Source organism: Streptomyces sp. NBC_01017 (assembly GCF_045162795.1).
GTDB lineage: Bacteria > Actinomycetota > Actinomycetes > Streptomycetales > Streptomycetaceae > Streptomyces > Streptomyces machairae.
On record NZ_CP108683.1, the window covers coordinates 9,417,572 to 9,444,570 of the forward strand.

At 71.5% G+C, this 26,999-nt stretch carries 23 protein-coding genes and 1 pseudogene; 17 read left to right on the forward strand and 7 right to left on the reverse strand.

Going from position 1 to position 26,999, the window contains the following annotated elements:
- The first annotated feature begins 66 nt into the window (after positions 1 to 66).
- Positions 67 to 477, forward strand: a complete 411-nt coding sequence (locus OG331_RS43130; protein WP_328429504.1) for a VOC family protein — start codon at positions 67 to 69, stop codon at positions 475 to 477.
- A 39-nt stretch (positions 478 to 516) separates the two neighbouring features.
- Here the strand turns inward: OG331_RS43130 and OG331_RS43135 are convergent, their stop codons facing one another.
- Positions 517 to 837, reverse strand: coding sequence for a hypothetical protein (locus OG331_RS43135; RefSeq protein WP_406207453.1), 321 nt, complete (start codon positions 835 to 837; stop codon positions 517 to 519).
- Positions 838 to 1,308: 471 nt separating this feature from the next.
- On the opposite strand from OG331_RS43135, the gene OG331_RS43140 reads away from it, so the two are divergent.
- From OG331_RS43140 to polX, 7 genes and pseudogenes are all read left to right on the forward strand, one after another.
- Positions 1,309 to 2,799 carry a Y4yA family PLP-dependent enzyme gene (locus OG331_RS43140; RefSeq protein ID WP_406207456.1) on the forward strand — a complete coding sequence of 497 codons (1,491 nt, stop codon included), beginning with the start codon at positions 1,309 to 1,311 and terminating at the stop codon, positions 2,797 to 2,799.
- Complete coding sequence (locus OG331_RS43145) at positions 2,796 to 4,139, forward strand: pyridoxal-phosphate dependent enzyme (protein ID WP_406207459.1); 1,344 nt, start codon at positions 2,796 to 2,798, stop codon at positions 4,137 to 4,139. Before OG331_RS43140 ends, OG331_RS43145 begins: the two co-directional genes overlap by 4 nt.
- Before the next feature lie 5 nt (positions 4,140 to 4,144).
- Positions 4,145 to 5,362: an aminotransferase class V-fold PLP-dependent enzyme gene (locus OG331_RS43150; RefSeq protein WP_406207462.1), complete on the forward strand. Its 1,218-nt coding sequence runs from the start codon at positions 4,145 to 4,147 to the stop codon at positions 5,360 to 5,362.
- Positions 5,363 to 5,456: 94 nt separating this feature from the next.
- Positions 5,457 to 6,233 (forward strand): class I SAM-dependent methyltransferase, encoded by a 777-nt coding sequence (locus OG331_RS43155; protein WP_406210696.1) that lies wholly within the window; start codon positions 5,457 to 5,459, stop codon positions 6,231 to 6,233.
- Between the two features lie 187 nt (positions 6,234 to 6,420).
- Entirely contained in the window at positions 6,421 to 7,548 is a 1,128-nt protein-coding gene (locus OG331_RS43160; RefSeq protein ID WP_406207465.1) for a GNAT family N-acetyltransferase, read from the forward strand.
- Between the two features lie 154 nt (positions 7,549 to 7,702).
- On the forward strand, positions 7,703 to 8,947 hold the full coding sequence (locus OG331_RS43165; RefSeq protein ID WP_363031982.1) for a DegT/DnrJ/EryC1/StrS family aminotransferase: 1,245 nt from the start codon (positions 7,703 to 7,705) through the stop codon (positions 8,945 to 8,947).
- Between the two features lie 95 nt (positions 8,948 to 9,042).
- Positions 9,043 to 10,776: pseudogene (gene polX, locus OG331_RS43170) on the forward strand (DNA polymerase/3'-5' exonuclease PolX); the annotation flags it as partial.
- A gap of 19 nt (positions 10,777 to 10,795) precedes the next feature.
- On the opposite strand, the gene OG331_RS43175 reads toward polX, so the two are convergent.
- Positions 10,796 to 11,977, reverse strand: coding sequence for an acyl-CoA dehydrogenase family protein (locus tag OG331_RS43175; RefSeq protein ID WP_406207468.1), 1,182 nt, complete (start codon positions 11,975 to 11,977; stop codon positions 10,796 to 10,798).
- 294 nt (positions 11,978 to 12,271) lie between these two features.
- Here OG331_RS43175 and OG331_RS43180 point away from each other — a divergent pair, with 294 nt between their 5' ends.
- From OG331_RS43180 to OG331_RS43215, 8 genes are all read left to right on the forward strand, one after another.
- Entirely contained in the window at positions 12,272 to 13,387 is a 1,116-nt protein-coding gene (locus OG331_RS43180; protein WP_406207471.1) for a Gfo/Idh/MocA family protein, read from the forward strand.
- Complete coding sequence (locus OG331_RS43185) at positions 13,384 to 14,322, forward strand: PmoA family protein (protein ID WP_406207474.1); 939 nt, start codon at positions 13,384 to 13,386, stop codon at positions 14,320 to 14,322. The genes OG331_RS43180 and OG331_RS43185 overlap by 4 nt, the downstream gene beginning before the upstream one ends.
- Entirely contained in the window at positions 14,316 to 15,068 is a 753-nt protein-coding gene (locus tag OG331_RS43190) for a cupin (protein ID WP_406207477.1), read from the forward strand. The genes OG331_RS43185 and OG331_RS43190 overlap by 7 nt, the downstream gene beginning before the upstream one ends.
- A gap of 91 nt (positions 15,069 to 15,159) precedes the next feature.
- Positions 15,160 to 16,443 (forward strand): ABC transporter substrate-binding protein, encoded by a 1,284-nt coding sequence (locus OG331_RS43195; RefSeq protein WP_406207480.1) that lies wholly within the window; start codon positions 15,160 to 15,162, stop codon positions 16,441 to 16,443.
- Complete coding sequence (locus OG331_RS43200; protein ID WP_406207483.1) at positions 16,440 to 17,384, forward strand: carbohydrate ABC transporter permease; 945 nt, start codon at positions 16,440 to 16,442, stop codon at positions 17,382 to 17,384. Before OG331_RS43195 ends, OG331_RS43200 begins: the two co-directional genes overlap by 4 nt.
- Positions 17,381 to 18,247, forward strand: a complete 867-nt coding sequence (locus tag OG331_RS43205; RefSeq protein WP_406207486.1) for a carbohydrate ABC transporter permease — start codon at positions 17,381 to 17,383, stop codon at positions 18,245 to 18,247. Before OG331_RS43200 ends, OG331_RS43205 begins: the two co-directional genes overlap by 4 nt.
- A gap of 5 nt (positions 18,248 to 18,252) precedes the next feature.
- On the forward strand, positions 18,253 to 18,906 hold the full coding sequence (locus OG331_RS43210) for a hypothetical protein (protein ID WP_406207488.1): 654 nt from the start codon (positions 18,253 to 18,255) through the stop codon (positions 18,904 to 18,906).
- A 129-nt stretch (positions 18,907 to 19,035) separates the two neighbouring features.
- Positions 19,036 to 19,488: a phospholipase gene (locus OG331_RS43215; RefSeq protein ID WP_406207490.1), complete on the forward strand. Its 453-nt coding sequence runs from the start codon at positions 19,036 to 19,038 to the stop codon at positions 19,486 to 19,488.
- A gap of 70 nt (positions 19,489 to 19,558) precedes the next feature.
- Here OG331_RS43215 and OG331_RS43220 read toward each other — a convergent pair whose 3' ends face one another.
- Both OG331_RS43220 and OG331_RS43225 read right to left on the reverse strand, forming a co-directional pair.
- Entirely contained in the window at positions 19,559 to 21,814 is a 2,256-nt protein-coding gene (locus tag OG331_RS43220) for a heavy metal translocating P-type ATPase (protein ID WP_406207493.1), read from the reverse strand.
- Between the two features lie 67 nt (positions 21,815 to 21,881).
- Complete coding sequence (locus tag OG331_RS43225) at positions 21,882 to 22,151, reverse strand: heavy-metal-associated domain-containing protein (RefSeq protein WP_406210699.1); 270 nt, start codon at positions 22,149 to 22,151, stop codon at positions 21,882 to 21,884.
- 134 nt (positions 22,152 to 22,285) lie between these two features.
- Between OG331_RS43225 and OG331_RS43230 the strand changes: the two genes are divergently transcribed.
- Positions 22,286 to 23,248: a hypothetical protein gene (locus OG331_RS43230; RefSeq protein ID WP_406207496.1), complete on the forward strand. Its 963-nt coding sequence runs from the start codon at positions 22,286 to 22,288 to the stop codon at positions 23,246 to 23,248.
- 8 nt (positions 23,249 to 23,256) lie between these two features.
- Here OG331_RS43230 and OG331_RS43235 read toward each other — a convergent pair whose 3' ends face one another.
- The 3 genes from OG331_RS43235 to OG331_RS43245 are packed head-to-tail and all read right to left on the reverse strand — an operon-like array spanning position 23,257 to position 26,988.
- On the reverse strand, positions 23,257 to 24,318 hold the full coding sequence (locus OG331_RS43235) for a FecCD family ABC transporter permease (RefSeq protein WP_406207499.1): 1,062 nt from the start codon (positions 24,316 to 24,318) through the stop codon (positions 23,257 to 23,259).
- On the reverse strand, positions 24,315 to 25,370 hold the full coding sequence (locus OG331_RS43240) for a FecCD family ABC transporter permease (protein ID WP_406207502.1): 1,056 nt from the start codon (positions 25,368 to 25,370) through the stop codon (positions 24,315 to 24,317). Before OG331_RS43240 ends, OG331_RS43235 begins: the two co-directional genes overlap by 4 nt.
- Positions 25,360 to 26,988: a (2,3-dihydroxybenzoyl)adenylate synthase gene (locus tag OG331_RS43245; protein WP_406207504.1), complete on the reverse strand. Its 1,629-nt coding sequence runs from the start codon at positions 26,986 to 26,988 to the stop codon at positions 25,360 to 25,362. Before OG331_RS43245 ends, OG331_RS43240 begins: the two co-directional genes overlap by 11 nt.
- Positions 26,989 to 26,999: the final 11 nt, after the last annotated feature.

Sequence of the window (26,999 nt, forward strand, 5' to 3'; positions counted from 1 at the left end):
GGCCGTTGTCAGTGGCCCGCGCTACCTTCCTTGCAGTCGGCTTGCGGCCCCATTCCTGGAGGATTCATGGCCTCGCGTCTCAACCCCTACATCACCTTCGCCGGCGACGCCCGGCAGGCGATGGAGTTCTACAAGGACGTCTTCGGCGGCACCCTGGTGCTCAACAGCTACGGCGAGTTCGGTCAGAAGGACACCCCGATGGCCGACAAGATCATGCACGGCATGCTGGAGGCCCCCAACGGCTTCACCCTGATGGGCGCCGACACCCCGACGGACGACCACCGCCCCGGCAACAACATCTCCGTGAGCCTCAGCGGCGACGACGACGCCGAGCTGCGCGGCTACTGGGAGAAGCTGTCCGACGGCGCCACGGTGACCGTGCCGCTGGACAAGCAGATGTGGGGCGACGTCTTCGGCATGTGTACGGACCGCTTCGGCATCACGTGGATGGTCAACATCGCCGGTCAGGCCGGCTGAGCGCGAGCTGTCAGGCCGTCTCCGGCGCGGCTGCCGGGGTCACCGCTCCGGCAGCCATTCGCTCAGCGCGTCGACGAGCCGGTCGAGGGCCGGTTCGGCGACGGAGCGGTCCGTCATGACGGTCCCGCCGTCGAAGCGGAGCGTGTACTGGAACATGTCCGCGCCCTCCGTGTCCTTGGTGAAGTCGGAGACTTCGTCCAGTGCGGGGTCGCCGAGCAGCGTCCGCAGCTCGGTGAACTCCGCAGCGCCGGTGCGGCGGACGGCGCGTTCCCCCTTGTCGTCGGTGTGCACGCTGCCGTCGCCCCGCAGGGTCACTTCCTTGTGCACGCCCGCGTAGCCGCCGGTGACCACCATGGTCACCAGTACCTGATCCGGCCCGGTGACCGGGACCGGCGAGGCACTCCGGGATGTCGAGGGACTCCGGGACGCAGAAGGCGAGGGTGAGGGCGAGGCCGGGGGAGCGGGGGAGGTCGTCGCCTGCGACGGCGGGGATGAAGCCGAGGTCGGCGGTGCGGGCGAGTCGGCGCACCCGACCAGACCCAGTGCACCCGCCACGACCAGGACGACTGCCGCACGTCCACCGAACACAGCGCCCCCACCCGTCTGTCGCGTCAACTGAAGTGTCCCTATCACGGAATGGGCGGCTCCGGGACCAGCCCCTGGTCAGTCAGGGCACGGTGATTTTCAGCCCACCTGCTGACGTACCGCCCAGCAGGGCAGGTACGGGGCGTAGACCACGCGCGGCCAGGGAAAGGAGCTATACGGCAAACCGCGGGGAGTGTCCGTCAGCGCCCGGAGTGTCGGGCCCGCAGCGCTGAGGAGGGGCCAGGCATGGGCGGGCAGCCCTTGTTTCTCGAACCGCGGCTGGAGTCGCGGCTGCGCTCGTTGCTGAATGTGCCGGGCCTGTTGCACACGCTCACGGAAGCCCTCGGGTCGCCGCTGAACGTCGTCGTACCCGACCAACTCGCCGACAACCTCCAGCAGTTCCGCTCGGTGTACGGCAGCCACCATCTCTCCGGCCAGGTGTACTTCGCGCACAAGGCCAACCGGTCCAGCGCCCTGCTGCGCCGGCTCGCCGCCACGGACGCCGGCGTCGACGTCGCCTCGCTCGGGGAGATGCAGCACGCCCTCGGCGCCGGCTTCACCCCCGACCGGATCACCGCGACGGGGCCGAAGAACCCGGAATTCCTGTGGCTGGCGGCCCGTACGTCGGTCACCGTCAGCCTCGACACCCTTGGCGAACTGGAGCAACTCGCCACGCTGGTACGCAAACACGCCCTGCCCAGGACCCGCATCCTGCTCCGGCTGTCGGGCTTCGAGGCGTCCGGCGTACGGGTGCTGAGCCGACGCAGCCGATTCGGTACCGATGCGGGCGAGTTGGAGCCGCTGCTGGAGGCCGTCGAGCGGCACGGCGACGTGGCCGACCTGGTCGGCGTGGCGTACCACCTGGACACGACGAGCCTCACCGAGAAGGCCACGGCGCTGGAGGGCTGTCTGCGGGTGCTGGAGGAGTGCCGGAGTCGGGGGCTCAGGCCACGGGCCGTGGATATCGGGGGCGGATTCGGCATCAACTACCTTGCCGACGGCGGCCAATGGGACCGGTACACCACCCAACTCACCGAAGCCGTCCTGGGCACCCGCCCACCGCTGACGTACGGCGGCCACGGCTACGGCCTCCGCAACGAAGCAGGCACCCTGCGCGGCATGCTCGGCCTGTACCCCGCTCGCCGCCCGGTCGCCGGCGCCCGCTACCTCGACGAACTGCTCGCGCACCCGGCCGCGTCCCTCGGCGGACGCCCCCTGGCCGCCCAACTCCTGGAGCACCTCTACGACCTGCACACCGAACCCGGCCGGGCGCTGCTCGACCAGTGCGGGCTGACCCTGACCAAGGTGCTGGAGGTGCGCGACCAGGAGCCCGGCGGCCCCCTTGCCGTACGGCTGGCGGCGAAGGCCGACGACGTGGCTCTGGAGGAGCACGGGGTGCTCATGGACCCCGTCGTCCTGCCACGGGACCCGACGAGCTGCGCCGCGGCTGCCGGGGCCGACACCGGTACCGAACCGGTCGCCGTTCACCTCTTCGGCAACCTGTGTCTGGAGTCCGACCTGATCACCCGCCGCACGGTCTTCCTGCCCCGCCGCCCCGAACCCGGCGACCTGCTGGCCTTCGCCAACACGGCCGGCTACTGCATGGACTTCCACGCCACCCGTGCCCAGCACCAGCCCGTCGCGCGCAAGGTCGCCGCCTGGCAGGAGGGCGACGCGTGGCGCTGGTGCCTGGACGACCAGTACTGGCCGACCACACCCGTGGGGGGAGCGCAGTGAGGTACGACAGCATCACCGAGGCCATCGGCAACACACCGCTGGTGCGCATCGACCAGGCCGTGCACGGCCTGAGGCACATCGACCTGTACGCCAAGCTGGAGTTGCTCAGCCCCTTCGGATCGGTGAAGGACCGGGCCGCCTGGAACATGGCGCGTCCCCACCTGGCCGCCGCGGCCGGGGAAGGCGGCCAGGTCGTCGAGCTGTCGAGCGGCAACACCGCCAAGGCCCTGGCCGTCCTCGCCGGCATGCACGGTCTGACCTTCAAGAGCGTCACCAACCGGATGCGCATCCCCGAGATCAAGGACCTGCTCCTGCTGCTGGGCGCGGAGATCGAGGAACTGCCCGGTCAGAGCGAGTGCCTGGACCCGACCGCCACCGACGATCCGCTCACACAGTTCCACCGGGCCCTCTCCGAGCCCGGCAGCACCTTCCTGCACACCGACCAGTACTTCAACCCGCGCAACACCGAAGCCCACTTCACCGGCACCGGCCCGGAGATCGTGAAGGACCTGGACGGCCGGGCCCCGGACTGGTTCATCGCCTGCGTGGGCACCGCCGGCTCCTCCACGGGCGTCGCCCGCGCCCTGCGCGAGCACGACCCCGCCGTACGGGTCGCCGGCCTGGTCGCGGCCAAGTCCGACTTCATCCCCGGTATCCGCACCATCGACGAGGCGCACGAGGTGGGCCTGTTCGACCCCGGCACCTACGACACGATCGAGGCGGTCGGCGCCGACGAGGCGATCGAAGGCATGCTGACCCTCAACCGCCGCTGCGGCATCCTCGCCGGCCCCACCGGCGGCGCTGCCTACTTCGGGGCCGTACGCCAACTGCGTCCCATCGACGAGGAGTTGGCGGAGCGCGACCGCGAGGAAGGTGCGGAGCGGCAGTCGGCGGTCTTCATCGTCTGCGACCGCGTCGAGAGCTACCTGAGCTACGTCCGGCAGCGGCGCCCCGACCTCTTCGGCCGCCCGCGCCGCAGGAACTCCCCGGCCGATCTCTCGGACGCCGAGGTGCGCACGGCACCGGCCATCGGCGTCGCCGACGCCCAGAAGTGGATCGCCACCGGCGAACCGCTCGTCGTCGACCTGCGCAGCCCTTACGCCTACGCCGCCCTGCACATCGACGGGTCGGTCAACATCGTCGACGAGCTCTTCGAGGAACTCCTCCACGGCGGACTGCCGTTCAGCCGCAGCCGCCCCGTCCTGCTGGCCTGCCCGGTCGGCGAGAAGTCCGCCCGCCACGCCGCCCTGCTCACCCGGATGGGGCACCCGGACGTCCGCAGCCTGACCGGCGGCGTCATCGCCTGGCGCGACGCCGGCGCACCCCTCGTACGGGACTGACGCCCATGACCCTGCCCAGGACCGACACTCAAAGCCGCACCGTCATAGGGGAGTTGGGCGCCTGGCAGCGTGCGCTGCGCTCCAGGTTCCCGATCATCACCGCGCACCCGGAGCTGGCCTACCTGGACAGCGCGGCGACCGCCCAGAAACCACAGGACGTACTCGACACCGTCCACACCTACCTCACGACGACCAACGCCAACGCCGGACGCGGCACCTACCCCTGGGCCAACCGGACCACGACCCTGGTCGAGCAGGCCCGCGACCGGGTGAAGCGATTCCTCGACGACCCCGCCCCGGAACGCTCGGCCGTGCACTTCACGAGCGGCACCACCGAGGGCCTGCGCACCATCGCCCGTGACTGGCTGCCCGGGCTCCTCGCCGACGGGGACGAGATCGTGGTCCCCGTCGCCGACCACGAGGCCAACATCGCGCCCTGGCTCGAGGCCCAGCGGGAACTGGCCCGGCAGGGCGTCCACATCCGCGTGCGGCCGATGCCGTACCAGCGGGCGTCCGGCGACTACGACCACACCTCGCTCGCCCAACTCGTGGGCCCCCGGACCCGGTTCGTCGCCGCGAGCCACGTCCATCACGTGTACGGCGGCAACATGAACATCCACCGCATCCGGCAGGCGGTCGGCCCGGACGCCGTCATCTGTCTGGACGCCGCCCAGAGCGTCGGCCATCTGCCGGTGTCCGTGGCCGACCTGGACGCCGACTTCGTCGTCTTCTCCGGGCACAAGGCCATGGCCCTGCCCGGCACGGGTGCCGTCTGGGCCCGCCAGGCCCGCGGGCCGCGGTTCACGCCGGGCGGCTGGTCGGGCACCCCCAACACCGTCGGCATCGCATCCCTCGCCGGCGCCCTGGACTGGCTGGACGCGGCCGGCACCGAACGGATCGAGCAGTGGACGGTCGCCCTGGCGGCCCGGCTCACCGACGGTCTGCGCCACCTCGACGCGTACGAGGTTCTCGGCTGCCAGAGCAGCCTGGCCGCCGACTCGTCCGTGCAGCGGCGCCAGGGCATCGTCACCTTCCGGCACCAGGCCATCGACTCCGGAGACCTCGGCTTCATCCTCTACAGCCACGGCTTCATGATCCGCTCCGACCAGCACTGCCAGGGCAGCGCGGGGGAGCGCACCGGGTCGGTGCGGGTGAGTCTGCATGTCTACAACACCGCAGAGGAGGTGGACCGGTTGTTGGCCGTCCTTGCCACGCTCGGGTGACGTACCGCCATCAGGGGGAATGGGAACCGTTTCCACCTGTAGGGTCTGCGCAGAACGGTGCGGACGGGTGCGGAACGGCGAGGTGCACGGCGGGATGGGGCTGAGCCTGGCGACGGCGGAGCGGTGGGTGGAGCGCTGGGAGCGCCAGCAGCAGCGGTACGCCGTCGACCGCGAGGAGCGTTTCACGGTGATCGCCGATGTCGTGGAGCAGGCCGTGACCGGCCGCTCGGGCCGGCCGCTGGTCGTCGACCTCGGCTGTGGTCCCGGGTCCTTGGCGGCCCGGCTGGCCCGGCGGCTGCCGGACGCGGACATCGTGGGCGTCGACATGGACCCGCTGCTGCTGGAGCTGGCCCGCACCCATCACGCGGACGCGGCCCGCTATGTCGACGCCATGATCGGCGAGGAGGGCTGGACGCACGCCCTGCGCCTCGACCGCCCGCTGGACGCCGCGGTGTCGACGACGGCCCTGCACTACCTCGGCCCGGACGCCCTGCACCGCACCTACCGGCAGCTCGCGGCGCTGCTGCGGCCCGGCGGGGTCCTCGTCAACGGCGACCACTTCCCGCACGACGACACCGCGCTCGCCGGACTCGCGGGGTGCGTCGGACACCGCCACGCCGAGCGGGGGGACGCTCTGGCGCACGAGGACTGGGACGCCTGGTGGACGTCCGTCGCGGACGATCCCGAGCTGGCCGACCTCCACGCCGAACGCCGACGCCGATGCCGACGGCTCCAATCGGCCACCGGAACCGACAGCGCGGCGCACCTGTCCGTGGCCGCGCACGAACGGCTGCTGCGGCAGGCGGGGTTCGGCCATGTCGGGGCCGTCTGGCAATACGGCGACAGTCACGTCGTCGTCGCGATCCGCTGACTCGGGCCGGCCGTCGCTCCCCGGTTACCAAGCACAGCTAAAGGATTCATCAGGCATCTTGACAGCGTGCGTACTGTTTCGCGACGTTTGAGCCTCGCCGCACCGACGTCGGCAGGATTCGACTTGGGGGGAATGTGGCGAGGCGCCGATAGGCGCTTCTTGGGGGATTCTGGGGGGAGCGGTCGCCATGCGGTCCACTAGCGCCATCACGATTCACAGACCCGAGGAACTGAACGAGTCGCTGCGCCGGGCGTGGCACCGGGCGATGGACGAGTCGCCCGACTACGCCAACCCGTTCCTCGCGCCGGAGTTCGCGATCGGGGTCGGCAGGTCCCGCGGTGGGGCGCGGGTGGCGGTCCTGCACGAGGACGGGGAGGCCGTCGGCTTCCTGCCCTTCGAGCGCAACGCGTACGGCGTCGGCAAAGCCATCGGCCTGGGCCTCTCCGACTGCCAGGCCTTGGTGCACCGGCCGGGCGTCACCTGGGACACCCGGGAACTGCTGCGGGCCTGCAATCTGTCCGTCTTCGAGTTCGACCACCTCGTCGAGGAGCAGAAGCCCTTCGGCCCGTACGTCACGGGGACGTTTTCCTCGCCCGTGCTCGACCTCAAGCCCGGCGAGGGCAGTTACGCGGACTGGCTGCGCGGCGCCTACCCGGGGCTCGCCAAGACGACGCTGAAGAAGGAGCGGCGCCTGGGGCGGAACGTGGGCGAGGTCCGGTTCGTGTACGACGAGCGCGACCCGCGCGTGCTGCGCACCCTCATGCGGTGGAAGTCCGCCCAGTACCGCAGAACGGGGCGGATGGACCGCTTCTCCAAGCCGTGGATAGTCGACCTGGTGGACCACCTCTTCCAGGTCCGCGAGGAGCACTTCACCGGCATCCTGTCCGTGGTGTACGCCGGAGACCGGCCGGTCGCCGCGCACTTCGGCCCGAGGTCGCGCACGGTGTTCGCGGCCTGGTTCACCGCCTACGACCCGGAGTTCGGCTATTACTCGCCGGGACTGATGATGCATCTGCGGATGGCCGACGCCGCGGGCCGGGACGGTGTGACGGTCATGGACATGGGGCGCGGCGAGAAGGAGTACAAGGACTGGCTCAAGTCCCGTGAGCTGCGGGTGGCGGAAGGGTTCGCGGTGCGCCCGCACCCGGTGGCGGCGGCACACCGGATGTGGCGCAGACCGGTGCGCGGCCTGAGAAACACGGTCCTGGCCCACCCCGGGCTGCGCGAGCCCGCCGACCGGCTGCTGAAGACCGTCGGCACGCTGCGCACCTCGGTCCTGACCCACTCGGGAGGCGCGGGAGCCCGCCCCCGCTGAGCGGCGCCCCGCCCCTCGTCCTTCGCCGTCTAGGCGTCGTAGCCCTGGCCCTCGCTGCCTCGGAACCCCCGCACGGGGCCCTCACGATGCCCGCGAGTGCACACCGCCCGCCTCGGGCGGCCCTTCGTCGGACCCTTCCACGGAAGAGGTGACCATGCCGTACGGATCGCGGCTCGCCGCGATGATGACACGGCGCATCGGACGCGAATGCGTCTACACGCCCTCGGCCCGACTCGCCCTGTACCTGGCGCTGCGGCGCTGGTGCCGGCCCGGCGGGCGGGTGTTGATGTCCCCGGTGAACGACGACGTGATCCTCTTCGTCGTCCTCGCCGCCGGACTGCGCCCCGTGCAAGCCCCCGTGTCCCAGTGGGACGGCAACATCGACCCGGCCGCCGTACCGGAGACCACGTGGCGCAACGTGGACGCCGTTCTGACCACCAACCTGTACGGCATGCCGGACCGGGTCGTCGAACTGCGCCGCCGTTGCGACGAGTTGGGGATCCCCCTGATCGAGGACGCGGCGCACGCCATCGGCACGCATGTGGACGGGCAGCCGATCGGCACCTTCGGGCAGGCGGCGGCGTTCAGCCTGTCCAAGCATGTGGCGGGGATGGCCGGCGGTTTCCTCGCCGTCGAAGACGTACGCACCCGACGGGAACTGGAGCTGCTGCGCGACGACCTGCTGACCCCGCGCCGCCTCCGCCACGACCTGACCACCACCCTGCGTCCACTGGCACGGTCCGCCGTACGCTCGCTCCACCTGGTGCGCCCGGTCTGGCGCACGATGCAGCGCCTGGGGCTGCTCGAACGCGACGACTTCCGCATGGCCCTGCACGCACCCCGCCTCGCCGGCAGCGCACGCCATGCGCCGAGCCTCGCCGCGTACGAGCCCTGGGTCCGGGTCGACCTGCACGGCTTCCGCTCCCGCCACGGAGCCCTGGTCCGGGGGCAGTTGGAGCTGCGGATGGCTCTGCTGGACGGTGACCTCGCCCGACGCCGGGCCGGTGTCTCGCTGCTGGCGGGCACCACCTGGGCCACCCCGGCCCTGCGCGAGCGGACGGCACACGACGGCTCCCCGGGACTGTTCCGGGTGCCGCTCCTGGTCCACGACCGCAACGCCCTCGTGACACGTCTGGTGGACCACGGCGTGGTCGCCGGCTACGTCTACGACCCGCCGCTCGACGACTACGCGGGCGCCGAGTTCGTCGAACCGTCCCCCGACCCCTCGGCCGCCCGCTGGTTCGCGGCACACACCCTGCCGGCCGACCCGCTCCTGGCCCGCAGGATCTCCGACGCCCTGACGAAGGAGCTGGCGACCCCGGCTCACCCTCCGATCCCGGCCCGGACACCCGAACCCGACACCACCACGACGACTCCGCCCACACCCCTGGGCCAGTAGAGAGGCCAGTAGAGGGGCCGGCAGCGAGGCCGGGGGAGAACGGGCGGCTCGTCCGGCACCGCGCCGCCCGGCCCCTCCTTGCCTACCCTGGTGGTGTGGCTCGGTCGAACGACGAGGTCGCCGCACTGTTCCAGGAGTACGCGGATCTGATCTCCATCACCGGAGGAGACGCGTTCAGGGCACGTGTCTACGAGAAGGCCGCCCGGGCGATCGGCGGCCACCATGCCGATGTGTCCACGCTCGACGTCAAGGCCCTGAAGGAGATCCCGGGCGTCGGCAAGTCGATCGCCGAGAAGGTCGTCGAGTACTTCTCCACCGGCAGCGTCTCGGCCGTCGAGGAACTACGGGCGAAGATCCCCGCCGGGGTCCGGCAGCTGACCGCCATCCCGACGCTCGGCCCGAAGAAGGCCCTGGTCATCTACCAGGAGCTGGGCATTTCCACGACCGAGGGGCTCGCCGACGCCATCCACGAGGAGCGGCTGCGCGACCTGAAGGGCTTCGGGCCGAAGACCGAGGAGAACATCCTGCACGGCATCGCCCTGCTCCAGTCCGCCGGAGACCGCGTCCTGATCGACGCCGCCATGAGCCTCGCCGAGGACATCGTCGCCGAGATGTCCCAGGTGACCGGCTGCAAACGCTGCTCCTACGCCGGCTCGCTGCGCCGCGTCCGCGAGACGATCGGCGACATCGACATCCTCGTCGCTGCGGGGAAGGCGGAGCCGATCATGCGGGCCTTCACCGAGCTGCCGTACGTCTCGGAGGTGATCGCGCACGGCGCGAAGAAGACGTCGATCCGCACGGACAGGGGCCTCCAGGTCGACCTGCGCGTCGTCCCGCCGGACTCCTGGGGCGCGGCGATGCAGTACTTCACCGGGTCGAAGGCCCACAACATCCGCACCCGGGAGATCGCCGTCCGCCAGAAGCTCAAGCTCTCCGAGTACGGGCTCTTCGACACCGAGACCGGCAAGAAGATCGTCTCCGAGACCGAGGAGGACGTGTACGCCCGGCTCGGCCTGCCCTGGATCCCGCCCACCCTGCGTGAGGACCGGGGCGAGATCGAGGCCGGACTGCGCGGCGAGCTGCCCGACCTGATCCAGGAGACGGACATCCGGGGCGACCTGCACACCCACACCGACCTCACCGACGGGCTCGCCCCGCTGGAGGAGATGGTCGCCGCGGCCGCCGAGCGCGGCCACGCCTACTACGCGGTGACCGACCACGGTCCGGACATGGCCATGCAGCGGATGACCGACGAACGGATCCTGGCCCAGCGCGAACGCGTCCGCGAGCTCGACGGGGAGTACGGCAAGCGGGGCAAACGGTCCGGCATGCGGGTGCTGCACGGCGCCGAGCTGAACATCGGCCCCGACGGCGAGGTGGACTGGCCGGCGGAGTTCCTCGCCGGCTTCGACCTGTGCGTGGCCTCGGTGCACTCGCACTTCAACCAGGGGCGCGAGGCGCTGACCCGGCGGATCGTCCGGGCCTGCGAGAACCCGCACGTCCACATCATCGGGCACCCCACCACCCGGCTCATCGGCAAGCGCCCCGGCATCGACGTGGATCTCGATGCCGTGTTCGCCGCGTGCGCACGCACCGGCACGGCCCTGGAGATCAACTCCCATCCCGACCGGCTGGACCTGCGCGACGAGGACATCCTGCGGGCCAGGCGGCACGGCGTGAAGTTCGCCGTCGACAGCGACGCCCACGCCGTCACCCATCTGGCCAACCTGCGCTACGGCGTGGGCACGGCCCAGCGCGGCTGGCTCACCAAGGACGACGTGATCAACACCTGGCCGCTGACCCGGCTGCGGCGCTTCCTGAACAAGGGGGTGACCCCGAGCAAGGGGCTCACAGAAAGGGCGTGCCCGGGTCGACTCCGGACAGGACCCGGCCGTAGATCTCCAGATTGGTCGCGGGATTCACGAACGCGTGAAGGCTCAGCGCGTGCAGATCGCGCACCGCCCGCTGGATGGGCACGTCCCGGTGCAGCGACGACGCCCCGGCCGCGGAGCCGAGCAGATCGACGGCCTCCTTGCACAGCCGCGCCACATAGCCGCTCTGCGCCCGGATCCTGGCCCGTTCCTCGGGCGTGTACGGCTCGCCCGACTCGGCCCGCGACTCGATCAGGGCGACGAACTCGGCGGTCAGCAGCTCGGCGCAGGAGATCTTCATGGCCGCCTCGGCCGCCTGGAGATGGGTGACCGTGGCCTCGTTCTGGCGCTGGTGGAGCGTGTAGGTGATGCCCCGCCGCCGGCTGCGCTCGGTGAACTCCGCCAGAGCGGACCGGGCCAGGCCGAGCGCGTTGGGCGCCGTCCACACGCAGAACAGCAGCAGGACGGGCATCCGGTAGAACGGGTCGTCGGCGTTGGTCTTCGACCCGATCTCGCCCGCCAGCAGCGGCGCGACCGGCAGGACCCGATGGGCCGGAACGAAGACGTCCCGCGCCACGACGCTGTCGCTGCCGGTCCCGGCCAGCCCCGACACGTACCAGTCGTCGAGAATCTCCAGCTCGGCCATCGGTACGGCCGTCCACAGCAGCTCCGGCGGCCCCTCACCCGACTCGGACTCGACGCGGACCGTCAGCAGGTGCCAGCCGGCGTCGTGGCAGCCGGTGGCGAAGCCCGAGGTGCCGTTGACCAGATAGCCGCCGTCCGAGCGGACTGCCGTCGCGTCCGGCACGAGAGTGCCGCCGACCTTCGCGTCCGGGTTGGTGAAGATCTCGTCCTGCGCCTCGTCGGGGAAGAGTGCCGCGATGTAGGAGCAGCCGGCCTGGATCACCGTCTTGAAGGCCGTCGAGCCGCACGCCGAGGCGATCTCGGCCACCGCGTCGACCTGGGTGCGCAGCCGGCTCTGGTAGCCGCCGTACCGCCGGGGCACGTTCATCCGATGGATGCCGGCGTCCGTCAGTGCCGCCGCGACCTCGGGGGTGACCCGCCGCTCCTGCTCGGCGCGCAGCGCGTGTTCGCGGACGCGTGGGCGCAGGGCGCGGACGCGGTTGACCAAATCGGTATCGGTGCCGGCTGCTGTCATCGGTGACCTCCCGAGCACGACGAGTCATCACCGTGACGCGGATGCCGGACGCTGTCAACGGGCCGTCTGTATAAGGGAGTTGAAGCGCGCCACAGCCCTGGTCGACCCTGTGATCTTCGTTCGTTTGAGCGGCGGTCGAAAAGGGGAGCGTGCGGGAGGTGGGCCGAGCCGGACGGGTCGGGCTTTGCTCATCTCGCCGCACAGGGGTTGTCCTTACATTCCGTCCCTGCCTAGGGTCGCCCTCGAAGTGCAAGCGCTTTCTGAGCGGGCTGTCCGCCGTACGAGGAGAACTGCATGTCCCCAAGCCCCGCCCGCCGCCGCGTCGCGGTGATCGGCACCGGCGCCATCGTCAGCGGCAGCCACCTCCCCGCGCTGAGATCCCACCCCGACCGGGTGGAGCTGGTCGCCGCCGTCGACGTGGACCAGGCCCGGCTGAACGCCTTCCGGGAGCTCGCGGGCGAGGACGTCGCCGGGTACACCTCGACCGGCGAGATGCTGGACGCCGTACGCCCCGACCTGGTCCTGATCGGCACGCCGCCGTCGCTGCACCGGGAGCAGACGGTCGCCGCGCTCAAGGCGGGCGCCTGGGTGCTGTGCGAGAAGCCGCTGTGTCTGTCGCTCGCCGAGTACGACGACATCGCGGCGGCCGAGGAGGCGTCGGGGGCGTATGCGTCCGTGGTCTTCCAGCACCGCTACGGCTCCGGCGCCGTGCACGCCCGTGAGCTGATCACGAGCGGTGAGCTGGGCTCCCCGCTGGTCGCGCACTGCCAGACGACCTGGCACCGGGACGCCGCGTACTACGCGGTGCCGTGGCGCGGGCGCTGGGCCACCGAGGGCGGCGGGCCGACGATGGGGCACGGCATCCACCAGTTCGACCTGCTGCTGCACCTGCTCGGCCCGTGGGCGGAGATACGGGCCATGGCCGCGCGTCTGGTGCACGACACCGAGAGCGAGGACGTCTCGACGGCCCTCGTACGCTTCGAGAACGGCGCCCTGGCCACCGTCGTCAACAGCGTGCTGTCCCCGCACGAGGTGAGCCGCATCCGCGTCGACTGCGCGGACGGCACGGTCGAGCTCACCCACCTGTACGGCCACCGCAACGACGACTGGGTCTACACCCCGGCCCCGCACGTCCCCGCCGAGCGCGCCACCGCCTGGCGCACCCCCGCCGCGGACCAGCCCAGCTCCCACACGGCACAGCTCGGCGCCCTCCTCGACGCCTACGACAGCGGTGTCCGGCCGCCGGGCAGCGGCCCCGACGCCCGGGCCACCCTCGACTTCGCCGCCGCCCTGTACAAGGCCGCGTTCACGGGAAGCCCGGTGCTCGCGGGCGAGATCCGGCCCGGCGACCCCTTCTACCCGGCCATGCACGGCGACCACCCCCACTGGGCCCCCAAGGAGCGCGCATGAGCATCCGCGTCACCCACGCGCACGGCGACCACATCGCCGTCACGGCCGCGAACGGCACCGAGATCCTGCGGTACGTCTACCGCCCCGACCCGGAGGCGTTCGAGTCCCGCAAACCGTACGCCCACCCCGTGCGCACCCTGGCCGGACACACCGTGACCGGCTACCGGCCCAACGACCACCGCTGGCACAAGGGCCTGCAGATGACGGCGAGCCATCTGTCGGGGCAGAACTTCTGGGGCGGCAACTGCTACGTCCACGGCGAGGGCTATCTGCCGCTGCCCGAGCGGGTCGGCTCCATGCGGCACGACGGCTTCACCGAGTTCACGGTCGAGGACGACCGGCTCGCCTTCAGCGAGGAGCTCACCTGGGTCGAGAACGGCGGCGAGGAGTGGGCGCGCGAGGTGCGCGGGCTGACCGTCCACTCGGTGGACGAGGAGTCCGGCGCCTGGACCCTCGACTGGTCGATCCGGCTGACCAACGTCCGTGACGAGCCCCTGGCGTTCGGCTCGCCCACCACCGCCGGCCGTGAGATGGCCGGCTACACCGGACTCCAGTGGCGCGGCCCCCGGGACTTCACCGGCGGCACCGCGTTCGGCCCCGACCTCGACGGGGGAGCGGGCGTGGACGCGGGCAAGCTGATGGGCACACAGGGCCCGTGGCTCGGGTTCACCACCGAGCACGACGACATCGACGGGCACTCCACGCTCGTCTTCGCGCATGCGCCGGAGAACCTCGACGAGCAGGCCGCGATCCACGAGTCCCACTGGTTCGTGCGCTCCGAGCCGATCCCGACGGTGGCGTTCTCGTGGGCGTTCTTCGAGGAGTTCGAGCTGCCGCCGGGCGAGTCCTTCGCCTACCGCTACCGGGTGGTCGTCGCGGACGGGGCCTGGGACCGGGAGCAGGTGGGCGCTCACCTGGAGGGGCTGCCGTGGTGAAGCCGAACCTTCCGCATCCGCTGCCCGGCGCCGTCGGTCTGTCCCACCTCAGCGCCTATGACTGGGAGGCCGCCGACGGTGTGTGCGGTGGCAGCCCGCATCTGCACCTGGTGTGCACGGAGGCGTACGTCGTCACCGGCGGCCGGGGGGCCGTGCAGACGCTGAGCCCGGACGGCTACCGGGACATCCCCCTGGAGGCAGGCTCGGTCGCCTGGTTCACGCCGGGGACCGTGCACCGTATGGTCCAGGGCGGCGACCTGCGCATCACCGTGCTGATGCAGAACAGCGGGCTCCCCGAGGCCGGGGACGCCGTGTTCACCTTCCCGCCCGAGGTGCTCGCCGACCCCGAGAAGTACGCCGCCGCGGCGGCCCTTCCGCCCGGCACCGGACCGGAGACGGCGGCTGCCGCGCGTCGGCGCCGGGACCTCGCCGTCGAGGGGTACCTCGTGCTGCGCGAGGCACTCGTCGCCGGTGACAACGGCCCCTACGCCGAGTTCCAGCGCGCCGCCGCCCGGCTCGTGCGCGCCAAGGTGCCGAACTGGCGGGAGCTGTGGCGGGCCGGCGCCCTGGCCACGGCCGAGCGCACCGGCGCCCAGCTCGAAGCGCTGGAGGCGGGCGAGCCGGCGTATCTCGCCGACGCGACCGCGTACGAGACCGCGCCCACGAGACTCGGCGGCTTCGGCATGTGCGGGCGCCGCGACGAGTACAACCTGCCCGGGACGACGCTGCCTTACGGCGGCGAGTAGCAGCCGGCGAATCTCAGGCCGGCGGGGAGCAGGCCAAGGGGGGCCGAGGGGGGCCAACAGAAATCCCGAGGAAAGGAGAGGTGACCTCGGCATGCCCGGACACAGGACAAAGGGGTTCTGCGCGTCGGCCGCCGCACTCGTGCTCTGCGCGATGGCGGCCGGTTGCGGCGGATCCGGAGAGTCGGTCGGCGGCGGCAAGGTCGTGCTGCGCTACACGTGGTGGGGCAATCCCGACCGCGCGGAACGCACCGAGCAGGCCGTCGCCCTGTTCGAGAAACAGCACCCGAACGTCCAGGTGCAGACGTCGTTCTCGGCCTACGACGCCTACAAGCAGAAGCTCGCCACCCAGGCGGCGGGCGGCGACGCCCCGGATGTGATGCAGCTCGACTACCGGCAGATCGACCAGTACGCCTCGGGTGACGTCCTGCTCGACCTCGCGCAGCAGAAGGCCGTCCTGCGCACCGGTGAGATCGACGCGGGCCTGCTCGCGACCGGGCGGCTGGACGGCACGCAGTACGCGATCCCGCAGGGCCGCGGCACCGAGACCGTCGCCCATGACGTCAAGGCCTGGAAGGAGTCCGGCGTTCCGCTCCCGGGCGGGAGCTGGACCTGGAGCGAGTGGGCGGACGCCATGCGCGCCCTCGCGGAGAGGACCGGCAAACCCGGCGCCACCGACCCCGGCCAGAGCGAGGACTGCTTCGAGGTCTGGCTGCGCGGCCAGGGCAAGTCCCTCTACACCAAGGACGGCGGGCTCGGCTTCACGGCCGGAGACCTGACCCGCTGGTGGACCTTCACCGACGAGCTCCGCCGCGAGGGCGTCGTCTCGCCCGCCGAGCAGACCACCCAGCTCGACGGCTCCGTGGAGAACACCCCGCTGGGGCGCGGCGAGGCCATCTCCGACTCCAACTGGGACGCACCGGCGAGCGGTTACCTCGCCCTCATACCGAGCGGCGTCGCGCTCGCGCCGATGCCGTCCGGAGAGGACGGCACCCCCGGCCAGTACTTCAAGCCGTCGATGTTCCTCGGGGTCGGCGCCAACACCGCCCACCCGAAGGAGGCGGCGCAGCTCGTCGACTTCCTCATCAACGACGAGAAGGCGGCGCAGATCCTCGGCGCCACCCGCGGCATCCCCGTCAACGAGTCCGTTCGCAAGGCGATCGAGCCGCAGCTCAAGGACTTCGACCGGACGATCGCCGACTACCAGGCGTCGTTGGAGGGCTCTCTCAAGGACCCGCCGCAGGCCCCGCCCTCGGGCGACAACGCCCTGCAGACCACCTTCCAGCGCGACTACGACCAGGTGTCGTACGAGCGCATGTCGCCGAGTGAGGCGGCCGAGAACTACGTCACCGAGGCGAAGGCGGAGCTGAGGTCATGACCACCACCGACATCTCCGCGCCCGCCGCCGGGACAGCGCGGGCCACCGCGGCCCCGAAGCGCCGGCCCAAGCGCGAACCACAGGGCCCCGCCTGGGTGTTCCTGTCCCCATGGGTGCTCGGCGCGATCGTCCTGACGCTGCTGCCGATGGCCGTGTCGCTGTACCTGTCCTTCACCGACTACGACCTGTTCAACCCGCCGCGCTGGGTGGGCCTGCGCAACTACGTCCAGATGTTCACCGAGGACCCGCGCTACTGGCGCTCCGTGGTGACCACACTGACGTACGTCGTCATCGCCGTGCCCCTGCAACTCGCCCTCGCGCTGGGCGTCGCGCTCGCCCTGAAGTCCATGAAACGCGGCAAGGGCTTCTACCGGTCCGCGTTCTACGCCCCGTCACTGCTCGGCGCGTCGATGTCGATCGCCCTCGTCTGGCGCGCGATCTTCAACGACGGCGGCACGGTGGACAACCTGCTCGGCACCGGCGGCTGGGTCAACAAGCCGGGTTGGGCGTTGCTGGCCGTGGCGCTGCTGACGGTGTGGCAGTTCGGGGCGCCGATGGTCATCTTCCTCGCGGGCCTCCAGCAGATCCCGGGCGAGCTGTACGAGGCGGCGGCCGTGGACGGCGCCGGGAAGTGGCGGCAGTTCCTGTCCGTCACGGTGCCCATGCTGTCCCCGGTCCTGTTCTTCAACCTCGTCCTGCAGACCATCCAGGCCTTCCAGGTCTTCACGCCCGCCTTCGCGATCGGCGCCGGCAAGGGCGGCCCCGCCGACTCGACCCTCGTCTACACCCTGTACCTCTACGATCGCGGCTTCGTCGCCTCCCACATGGGCTACGCCTCCGCCATGGCCTGGGTGCTGCTGATCGTCATCGGCGCCGTCACCGCGGTGCTGTTCCGCACCTCGCGCTCCTGGGTCTTCTACGCCTCCGAGGGGGACCGATGACCACCACCACAACGCCGCTCGTCCGCAAGCCCGTTGCCTGGGGACGGATCGCCCTGCACGTCGGCTGTCTGGCCGCGCTGCTGGTCATGCTGTACCCGCTGGCGTGGCTGCTGGCCACCTCGCTCAAGCCCGCCGACGAGGTCATCGCCAGCCTCAACCTGCTGCCCAGCCACCTGGAGTGGTCCAACTACAGGACCGCTCTGGACGGCGTGAACGACGTCTCCATCTGGCGGCTGCTGAGCAACTCGCTGCTGATCGCGGGCGGCGCGGTCCTCGGCAACGTGATCAGCTGCTCGCTCGCCGCCTATGCCTTCGCGCGGCTGCGCTTCCGCTTCCGTGGCCCGCTGTTCGCGTTCATGATCGCGACGATCATGCTGCCGCATCACGCGGTGCTGATCCCGCAGTACATCATCTTCAACCAACTCGGCCTGGTGAACACCTACTGGCCCCTGATCCTGCCGAAGTTCCTCGCCACCGAGGCGTTCTTCGTCTTCCTCATCGTGCAGTTCATGCGCGGACTGCCGCGCGAGCTGGAGGAGGCGGCCCGGATCGACGGCTGCGGCCCGTTCCGCAGCTTCTTCAAGATCGTGCTGCCGCTCACCCGCCCCGCGCTGATCACCACCGCGATCTTCACCTTCATCTGGACGTGGAACGACTTCTTCACGCAGCTCATCTATCTCTTCGACCCCGAGAAGTTCACGCTCACGCTCGCCCTGCGGTCGTTCGTGGATGCCTCCAGCACCTCGGCGTTCGGCCCGATGTTCGCGCTGTCCGTCATCGCGCTGCTGCCGATCGTGCTGTTCTTCCTCGCCTTCCAGCGCCTCCTGGTGGAGGGCATGGCCAGCTCCGGACTCAAGGGGTGAGCGGCATGAGTGGACCGAGTGGGCCGATCGGGACAGGGGCACGAGAGGCGGGCGAGGTGTTCGGCCCGCGCATGACCCTGTTCGCCGACGTGCTGAGCGTCGGCCTCGCCACAGCCGTGGCCAGTCTGCCGCTGCTGACGGCGCCCGCGGCGCTGTCGACGGCGTGCGCGGTGCTGCGCGGCGCCCGGGAGGAGCGGCCGGCCACCGCCGGACGGTACTTCGCGCTGCTACGGCGGCGACTGCGGGCCGGCGACCTGGCGGCGGGCGCCCTGGTGTCGGCGGGCGTGCTGCTGCTCGCCGTCGACCTGGCGCTGGCCGGGGCGGGGCTGCCGGGTGCGCCGCTGTTCGCCGTGCCGGCCGCCGCGATCGGTGCGTGCGCCCTCGTGACCGGCCTCAGGGCCTGCGCCCGCCGCGAGTCGCTCACCGACTGGCGTGCGGCCGTGCGCGGGGCCGCCCGGGACTCCGTACGGGACGTGGGAGGCAGTGGCCTGGTGCTGCTCGCCGTGGCGACCGCGGCCCTGTGCGCCTGGATGATGGTGCCGCTCGCGTTCCTCGCCCCGGGGCCGCTCGCCCTGGCGGTCACCGCCGTGGACGTACGGAGGGAGGGTAGGCACAGGCAGACGGGGGCACGCCGCGCGGAGCGCGAATTCATCCCCTGATCTCCTCGCATGTCCCAGAGTTAACGGGTCATTAGGTCGCTTGAGGTGTAAAAGGACTGTTGGGGTGTCAATCATCTTGTCATGAACCTGCGGCCCGACGGGCGGGTCGCAGCCTCATGGAGGTGTGGAATGCACCGCACACTCGCCACCGGTCTTGCCGCCTCAGCCCTCTCCCTCATGGCCGTCGTCGCCACCGCCCCGGCCGCAGAAGCCGCCCCCGCAGACAAGCCCCAGGTCCTGGCCAACTGGACCCAGACCAGCGCGTCGAGCTACAACTCCTGGGTCGCCGCCCGCTCCAACCAGTCCGCCTGGTCCGCGTACGGCTTCGACTGGTCCACGGACTACTGCTCCTCCTCGCCGGACAACCCGTTCGGCTTCCCGTTCTCCACGTCCTGCGCCCGGCACGACTTCGGCTACCGCAACTACAAGGCACTGGGCACGTTCAGCGCCAACAAGGCGCGCATCGACAGCGCCTTCTACGAGGACCTCAAGCGCGTGTGCGCCGGCTACGGCGGTGCGTCGCAGACCGCCTGCAACAGCACGGCCTGGACCTACTACCAGGCCGTGAAGGCCTTCGGCTGATGAGCCGCTGAGTGACCGTACAGAAAAAAGGGGGGCGCCGCTTGAGCGGCGCCCCCCTTGTCGTGACGATTCAGCTCGTGGCCCGGAACGAGCGCAGGCGCAGCGAGTTGCCGACCACGAAGACCGACGAGAAGGCCATGGCCGCTCCGGCGATCATCGGGTTGAGCAGACCGGCCGCGGCGAGCGGCAGGGCGGCGACGTTGTAGGAGAAGGCCCAGAACAGGTTCGACCGGATGGTGCCGAGCGTCCGGCGGGAGAGCCGGATGGCGTCCGCGGCGGCGCGCAGGTCGCCCCGCACCAGGGTCAGGTCGCCCGCCTCGATCGCGGCGTCCGTACCGGTGCCCATCGCCAGACCCAGGTCGGCCTGGGCGAGCGCGGCCGCGTCGTTGACGCCGTCGCCGACCATCGCGACCGAACGGCCCTCACTCTGAAGCCGCTTGACGACGTCGGCCTTGTCCTGCGGCAGCACCTCGGCGACGACGTCCTCAGGAGCGATCCCGACCTCGCGGGCCACGGCGTGCGCGACGGCCCTGTTGTCGCCGGTCAGCAGGATCGGGGTGAGCCCGAGGGCGCGCAGCCGCCGGATCGCCTCCGCGCTGGTCTCCTTCACCGCGTCGGCGACCTCCAGAACCGCCCGTGCCTCACCGTCCCAGGCGACCGCTACGGCGGTACGACCGCCCGCCTCGGCCTCGGACTTGGCCCGCCGGAGCTCCTCGGGCAGTTCCATCGCCCACTCGGCCAGCAGGCGCTCCCGGCCCACCAGGACCGCATGTCCGTCGACGACGCCCTGCACCCCGAGGCCGGGTATGTTCGCGAAGTCCTCCGGCGTGGGAAGCGAACCCAGCTTCTGCAGTGCCCCATCGGCCACGGCACGGGCGATCGGGTGCTCCGAGGCGTGCTCCAACGCGCCCGCGAGAAGCAGGACGTCGGCCTCGTCGGCGTTGTCCGCGGTGTGCACGGCCAACAGGGTCATCCGGCCGGTGGTCACGGTGCCCGTCTTGTCGAGGACGATCGTGTCGACCCTGCGGGTCGACTCCAGCACTTCCGGGCCCTTGATCAGGATCCCGAGCTGCGCGCCACGTCCGGTGCCCACCATCAGCGCGGTCGGCGTGGCGAGGCCCAGGGCGCACGGGCAGGCGATGATCAGTACGGCGACCGCGGCGGTGAAGGCGGCGACCGGCTCGGCCCCGTTGCCCAGCCAGAAGCCGAGGGTGGCCAGCGCCAGGGCGATCACGACCGGCACGAACACGGCGGAGATCCGGTCCGCGAGCCGCTGCGCCGCTGCCTTGCCGTTCTGCGCGTCCTCCACCAGCCGGGCCATCCGGGCGAGTTGGGTATCGGCACCCACCCGCGTGGCCTCGACGACGAGCCGGCCGCCCGCGTTGATCGTGGCACCGGTGACCGGGTCGCCCACGGCCACCTCGACCGGCACGGACTCGCCGGTGAGCATCGAGGCGTCCACCGCCGACGAGCCCTCGACGACGGTCCCGTCGGTGGCGATCTTCTCGCCGGGCCGCACCAGGAAGCGGTCGCCGGCCTTCAACTCCGAGACGGGTATGGTCCGTTCGGCGCCGCTCCCACCCAGGACGGTCACGTCCTTGGCGCCCAGCTCCAGCAGCGCCTTCAGTGCCGCACCCGCCTTGCGCTTGGAGCGTGCCTCGAAATAGCGCCCGGCCAGGATGAAGGCGATGACACCGGCGGCAGCCTCCAGATAGATGTTCCCGGAGCCGTCACTGCGCGCGATGGTCAGCTCGAAGGGGTGCGTCATGCCCGGCTCGCCCGCCGTGCCGAAGAACAGCGCCCACAAGGACCACAGGAACGCGGCCGAGGTACCCACCGAGATCAGCGTGTCCATGGTGGCCGCGCCGTGCCGCAGATTGGTGAACGCCGCTTTGTGGAAGGGCCACCCGGCATACGTCACGACGGGCGCCGCCAGCGTGAGCGACAGCCACTGCCAGTACTCGAACTGCAGGGCCGGGATCATGGCCATCGCGACGACCGGCACCGCGAGCGTCACGGCGGTGACCAACCGTTCCCGAAGCGGCCGCAGTTCATCGGGCCCGGCGCCGCTCCCGGCCTCCTCGCGTGCGGGCGGCGCGGGCTCCCGCGCGGTGTACCCGGTCGCCTCCACGGTGGCGATCAGGTCCTGGACGGACACGTCGTCGCCGTAGCTGACCTTCGCCTTCTCGGTGGCGTAGTTGACGGTGGCGGTCACGCCGGCCATGCGGTTCAGCTTCTTCTCGACGCGCGCCGCGCACGAGGCACAGGTCATGCCGCCGATGGCGAGCTCTACCTCGGTCGTGGGGTCGGACGCGGTGGTGGTCATCCCAGCTCCTCGTGCGGGGTGCGGGCGGAGCCCGGTGCGGACGGGCCCCGGCGATTCGGGGTGCGGGTCAGGCGGCGCGGCCGGTCAGCTCGTAGCCGGCCTCGTCGACGACCTCGGTGATCAAGGCGTCGTCGGGCTCGCCGGCGCTGGTGACGGTGACCTGGCCGGCCGCGAGATCGACACCGACCTCGGTGACGCCGTCCAGCGCGCCGATGGCCTCGGTGAGCGTGGCCTTGCAGTGGGCGCAGCTATACCGGACACGGCGTACGTGGTGGTGGTCATGGGTTCCTCCAGAAGGGGCTCTGTCCCGGTCGACCTGGGTACGGGGTAGGGGTATCCTTGCCGGTGTCCATGTATACCCCTAGGGGGTAGGCAAGGCAAGTGGGGAACCGGGTTGACTTCATACCCCCTAGGGGTATCGTGAAGTGCAGTGAAGGATCATATCGAAGGACCGACCCGCAGGAGACCGCCATGCATGCCGGACTGAGGATCACCGCGTTCGCCGCCGCACTGACCGCGACCTTCGGCACCGCCTACGGCGTGGGCAAGGGCGTCGACCCGGTCGTCGAGGACCCGGCCCCCGCCCGCCACGAGAGCCACAGTGAGGCGTCATCGGCGCCGGAGGGCGGCGGGCACGGCGGCGGGCACGAGGCGAAGCCGGCCGGCGGGCTGCAGATCTCCGAGGGCGGCTACACCCTCGACCTGCGGACCCCGGGCGTCACGGCCGGACAGCGCTCCGACCTGAGCTTCGTCATCCGCGACGACGACGGACGTGCCGTCACCGCCTACCGGCGCGAGCACGAGAAGGAACTCCACCTCATCGTGGCCTCACGCGACCTGGGCACCTACCGCCACCTGCACCCCACCCGCGCCGCCGACGGCACCTGGAGCACCCCCGTCGAGCTGCCCCGCGCGGGCGGCTACCGCGTCTTCGCCGACTTCACCCCGGCGAAGAAGGACGCCGAGAACCTCACCCTCGGCGCGGACCTGGCCGCCGCCGGCTCCTACGAGCCGCAGCCGATGCCGGCGCCGAACACCACGGCGAAGATCCATGGCTACGAAGTCCGGCTGGACGGCGCCCTGCGCCCGGGCAAGGAGAGCGAGCTGAAGCTGAAGGTCTCTCGGGGCGGCAACCCCGTCACCAACCTCCAGCCCTACCTCGGCGCCTACGGCCACCTGGTGGCCCTGCGCTCGGGCGACCTCGCCTACCTCCACGTCCACCCCAACGGGGAGCCCGGCGACGGCAGGACGAAGCCCGGCCCGGCGATCTCGTTCACGGCGACGGCGCCCAGCAGCGGTGCGTACCGGCTGTTCCTCGACTTCAAGCACGAAGGGGAGGTGCACACGGCGGAGTTCACCGTGCGGGCAGGTGCGACGGCGCCCGTCTCACAGGCGCCCGGGCACGAGGACGGGACCGCGGAGCACGGGCACTGAGCGGCGGTTCAGATCCGCCCCGCCCGCCGCTGCCTGCGCAGCAGCAGCCCCAGGTACACCCCGCCGACGACCGCGGTCACCACGCCGACGGGCAGTTGCGCCGACTCGTGGATGCGCTGGGAGACGAAGTCCGCGGCGACCACGAGCAGTGCGCCGGTGCAGGTGGCCGCGAGGAGGTTCGGGCCGGGGGCCCGGGTGAGCCGACGGGCCAGCTGGGGGGCGATGAGGGCCACGAAGGGGATCGGGCCGGCGGCTGCCGTGGCCACCGCGCAGGCCGCCGTACCGAGTACCAGGATCACCAGCCGGGTCCGCTGGACCGGCACCCCGAGCCCGCCCGCCACGTCGTCGCCCATTTCCAGGATCCGCAGCCTGCTCGCGGCGAGCGCCACCAGCGGCAGCACGAGGAGCAGGCCGAGGGCGGCGGGGCGGACGTCGCCCCAACCCCGGCCGTTGAGGCTGCCGTTGAGCCACACCATCGCCTGCGCGGCCTGCGTGAAGCGGGCCTTGGCCAGCAAGTAGGCGTTCACACCCTGGAGCAGGGCGCTCACCCCGATGCCGACCAGCACCAGCCGGAAGCCGTGGACGCCCTGCCGCCACGCCAGCAGATACACCAGCACGGCCGTCGCGAGGCCCCCGCCCACCGCCCCGAGGGCGATCTGGCCGCCGGTGCCGCCGACGAGCAGAACCACCAGCAGGCCCCCGGTGGCCGAGCCGTAGGTGAAGCCCACGATGTCGGGGCTGCCCAGCGGATTGCGGGTCAGGCTCTGGAAGAGGGCACCGCTCAGCCCGAGCGCCGCGCCGACGAGGATGCCGGTCAGCAGACGGGGCAGCCTCAAGTCGTTGATCACGAAGTCGGTGCGCGGGCTGCCGTTCCCCAGCAGCGTGCGGACCACGTCCGGCGGGGAGACCGTGTACTCGCCGGTGCCGAGCGCGAGGACACCGACCGCGGCGGTCGCGACCAGCACCAGCACACAGACCGCCACCGCGCGCACGTCCACGCGCAGCGAGAGACGGTGCGAGCGGCTCCGTACGACATGGGTACGGGTGCGTGGCGGGGCCTGCGTCGTCATGCCGTCACCGTCCTGCGGTAGCGGACCAGCGCGATGAACACCGGGGCCCCGACCACGGCCGTGACCACACCCGCGTCCAGTTCGTCGGGGCGTACGACGACCCGGCCGAGGACGTCGGCGAGGAGCAGCAGGGCGGGTGCGAGCAGCATGGACAGCGGGAGCGTCCAGCGCTGGTCGGAGCCGGCGATCATGCGGGCGATGTGCGGGACCGCGAGGCCGACGAAGACCAGCGGCCCGACGGCCGAGGTCGCCGCGCCGCACAGCACCGTCATGGCCGCGAGGCCCAGGAAACGCGTCCGGTCCACATGCGCGCCCAGCGCCCTGGCCCCGTCGTCGCCCAGCGCGAGCGCGTTCAGCGGCCGGACCAGCGCCAGCGCGAGCAACAGGCCCACCGCGACGAACGGCGCGATCGTCGTCAGCGTCCCGCTGTCGGCCCGGGCGAGCGAACCCACGCTCCAGAACCGCAGTTGGTCCAGGGCCTGGGCGTCGAGCAGCATCAGGGTCTGGCTGATGCCGGTGAACACGGCGGCGATCACGGCACCGCCGAGGGCGAGCCGCTCGGGAGTGGCACCGCCGCGTCCGCCCGAGGCCAGCGAGTACACCAGCAGACCCGCCACCACCGCGCCCAGCATGGCGAACCACACCGAGGCCCACAGGCTCGTGATGCCGAGCACCGTGATGGACAGGACCACGCCGGTGGCCGCGCCCGCGTTGATGCCGAGCAGTCCCGGATCGGCCAGCGGGTTGCGGGTGAGCGCCTGGATGAGCGCGCCCGCGACGCCGAGCGCGGCTCCGGCGGCGATGCCCGCCAGGGTGCGCGGTACGCGGACGTCCCAGATGACGGAGGCCGCGGTCGACCCGTCGTCGTGGAACAGCGCGTCCATGACGACGCCCGGCGACAGGGCGCGTGAGCCGACCGCGAGGCTGAGCACGGCGGCGGTGATCAGCAGGAGCAGGGCACCGAGCACGGCCAGGGTGCGGGTCGGGTTGCGGCGCCTGGTGGGTCGCTTTTCCGTCCGTACAAGTGGGGCCCTACCGGCCTCAGTTGCCACCGATGCCCTCCGCGCGGAGGCGTTCGGCGATCAGCCGGCCGAGCGCCTTCTTGTCGATCTTGCCTACCGACGTCCGGGGAAAGGCCTCGATGACCTCCACCCGGTCGGGGAGCTTGTACGCGGCGACCCCTCGCTCGGTGAGGAACGCGGCCAACTCCCGCTGTACCGGGGCCTGTCCACGCGGGACGAGGTAGGCGCAGGTGCGCTCGCCCATCGTCTCGTCGGGCATGCCGACCACCGCCGCGTCGTGCACGGCGGGATGGGCGAGGATGTGGTTCTCCAGCTCTTCGGCGGAGATCTTGTCGCCGCCCCGGTTGATCTGGTCCTTGGCCCGGCCCTCGACGACCAGATGCCCGGAGGGCAGGACCCGCACGAGGTCGCCGGTGCGGTAGTAGCCGTCGGTGGTGAAGGCGCGGGTGTTGTGCTCGGCGGCGCGGTAGTAGCCGCGCAGGGTGTAGGGGCCGCGGGTGAGCAACTCGCCGCTCGCGCCGGGCGGGACGTCGCGGTCCTCCTCGTCGACGACGCGGACTTCGTCGGCGGGCGACATCGGGCGGCCCTGAGTGCCGATCACCAGCTCGGGCGGATCGTCGAGCCGGGTGTAGTTGAGCAGCCCCTCGGCCATGCCGAAGACCTGCTGGAGCGTGCAGCCGAGGGCCGGTTCGACCCGCGCGGCGGGCTCGGCGCCCAGCTTGGAGCCGCCGACCTGGAGCAGGCTCAGCGAGGAGAGGTCGGCCTCCTCCCACTCGACGGCGTCCAGCCACAGCAGCGCGATCGGCGGGACCACGGCGGTGGCGGTGACCTTCTCCCGCTCGACCAGCGTGAAGGCGTCCTCGGGGCTCGGCGTGGGGGACAGCACCACGGTGCCGCCCGCCATCAGGGTGCCGAGCAGACCGGGACAGGCCAGCGCGAAGTTGTGCGCGGTCGGCAGTACCACCAGATAGACGGTGTCCCGGTCGAAGCCGCAGACCTCGGCGCTCGCACGGACGTTGTACGCGTAGTCGTCGTGGGTGCGAGGGATGAGCTTCGGCTTGCCTGTCGTGCCGCCGGACAGCAGCAGGACCGCCACATCGCCGGGGTCGGGCACGGCCGGCGGGACCGGGTCGGCGTCGATGTCGGCGAGCGCGGTGAACTCCGCGGCGTCGCCCGTCACCAGCACGTGCTCGACCCCGGGCACCGCCTTGCGCAGGCCCCGGGCGAGCGCGCGGTGGTCGAAGCCGTCGTGCAGATCCGGGATCGCGTACGCCGTGGCGCCGGACACCTCGGCGACATGCACGATCTCGCTCTCGCGATGCGCGGGCAGGGTGAGCACCGGTATCGCGCCCGCCCTCAGCAGCGCGAAGAAGAGCACCACGAAGGCGCCCGTGTTGGGCAGTTGGACGACCACACGGTCCCCGCCGGCGATGCCGAGCCGGCGCAGTCCCGCCGCCATGCGGTCGGCGCGCAGATCGAGTTCGGCGTACGTCCACCGGTTGCCCTCGGCGTCGACGAGCGCGGTCCGGTGCGGTGTGCGCCCGGCGCTGTCGCTCAGCAGCCGGTCCAGCGGCCGGCCTTCCCAGTAGCCCTCTGCGCGGTACTTCTCGGCCAACGGCTCCGGCCAGGGCACCCAACCGTCGAGCATCCTCAACTCCC

Excerpts from the sequence above, each read along its gene's own strand:
- OG331_RS43130 (WP_328429504.1), top strand. The coding sequence starts at position 67 with ATGGCCTCGCGTCTCAACCCCTACATCACCTTCGCCGGCGACGCCCGG.
- OG331_RS43140 (WP_406207456.1), top strand. The coding sequence starts at position 1,309 with ATGGGCGGGCAGCCCTTGTTTCTCGAACCGCGGCTGGAGTCGCGGCTG.
- OG331_RS43150 (WP_406207462.1), top strand. The coding sequence starts at position 4,145 with ATGACCCTGCCCAGGACCGACACTCAAAGCCGCACCGTCATAGGGGAG.
- OG331_RS43155 (WP_406210696.1), top strand. The coding sequence starts at position 5,457 with ATGGGGCTGAGCCTGGCGACGGCGGAGCGGTGGGTGGAGCGCTGGGAG.
- OG331_RS43160 (WP_406207465.1), top strand. The coding sequence starts at position 6,421 with ATGCGGTCCACTAGCGCCATCACGATTCACAGACCCGAGGAACTGAAC.
- OG331_RS43165 (WP_363031982.1), top strand. The coding sequence starts at position 7,703 with ATGCCGTACGGATCGCGGCTCGCCGCGATGATGACACGGCGCATCGGA.
- OG331_RS43175 (WP_406207468.1), bottom strand. The coding sequence starts at position 11,977 with ATGACAGCAGCCGGCACCGATACCGATTTGGTCAACCGCGTCCGCGCC.
- OG331_RS43180 (WP_406207471.1), top strand. The coding sequence starts at position 12,272 with ATGTCCCCAAGCCCCGCCCGCCGCCGCGTCGCGGTGATCGGCACCGGC.
- OG331_RS43185 (WP_406207474.1), top strand. The coding sequence starts at position 13,384 with ATGAGCATCCGCGTCACCCACGCGCACGGCGACCACATCGCCGTCACG.
- OG331_RS43195 (WP_406207480.1), top strand. The coding sequence starts at position 15,160 with ATGCCCGGACACAGGACAAAGGGGTTCTGCGCGTCGGCCGCCGCACTC.
- OG331_RS43200 (WP_406207483.1), top strand. The coding sequence starts at position 16,440 with ATGACCACCACCGACATCTCCGCGCCCGCCGCCGGGACAGCGCGGGCC.
- OG331_RS43205 (WP_406207486.1), top strand. The coding sequence starts at position 17,381 with ATGACCACCACCACAACGCCGCTCGTCCGCAAGCCCGTTGCCTGGGGA.
- OG331_RS43210 (WP_406207488.1), top strand. The coding sequence starts at position 18,253 with ATGAGTGGACCGAGTGGGCCGATCGGGACAGGGGCACGAGAGGCGGGC.
- OG331_RS43215 (WP_406207490.1), top strand. The coding sequence starts at position 19,036 with ATGCACCGCACACTCGCCACCGGTCTTGCCGCCTCAGCCCTCTCCCTC.
- OG331_RS43220 (WP_406207493.1), bottom strand. The coding sequence starts at position 21,814 with ATGACCACCACCGCGTCCGACCCCACGACCGAGGTAGAGCTCGCCATC.
- OG331_RS43230 (WP_406207496.1), top strand. The coding sequence starts at position 22,286 with ATGCATGCCGGACTGAGGATCACCGCGTTCGCCGCCGCACTGACCGCG.
- OG331_RS43235 (WP_406207499.1), bottom strand. The coding sequence starts at position 24,318 with ATGACGACGCAGGCCCCGCCACGCACCCGTACCCATGTCGTACGGAGC.
- OG331_RS43245 (WP_406207504.1), bottom strand. The coding sequence starts at position 26,988 with ATGCTCGACGGTTGGGTGCCCTGGCCGGAGCCGTTGGCCGAGAAGTAC.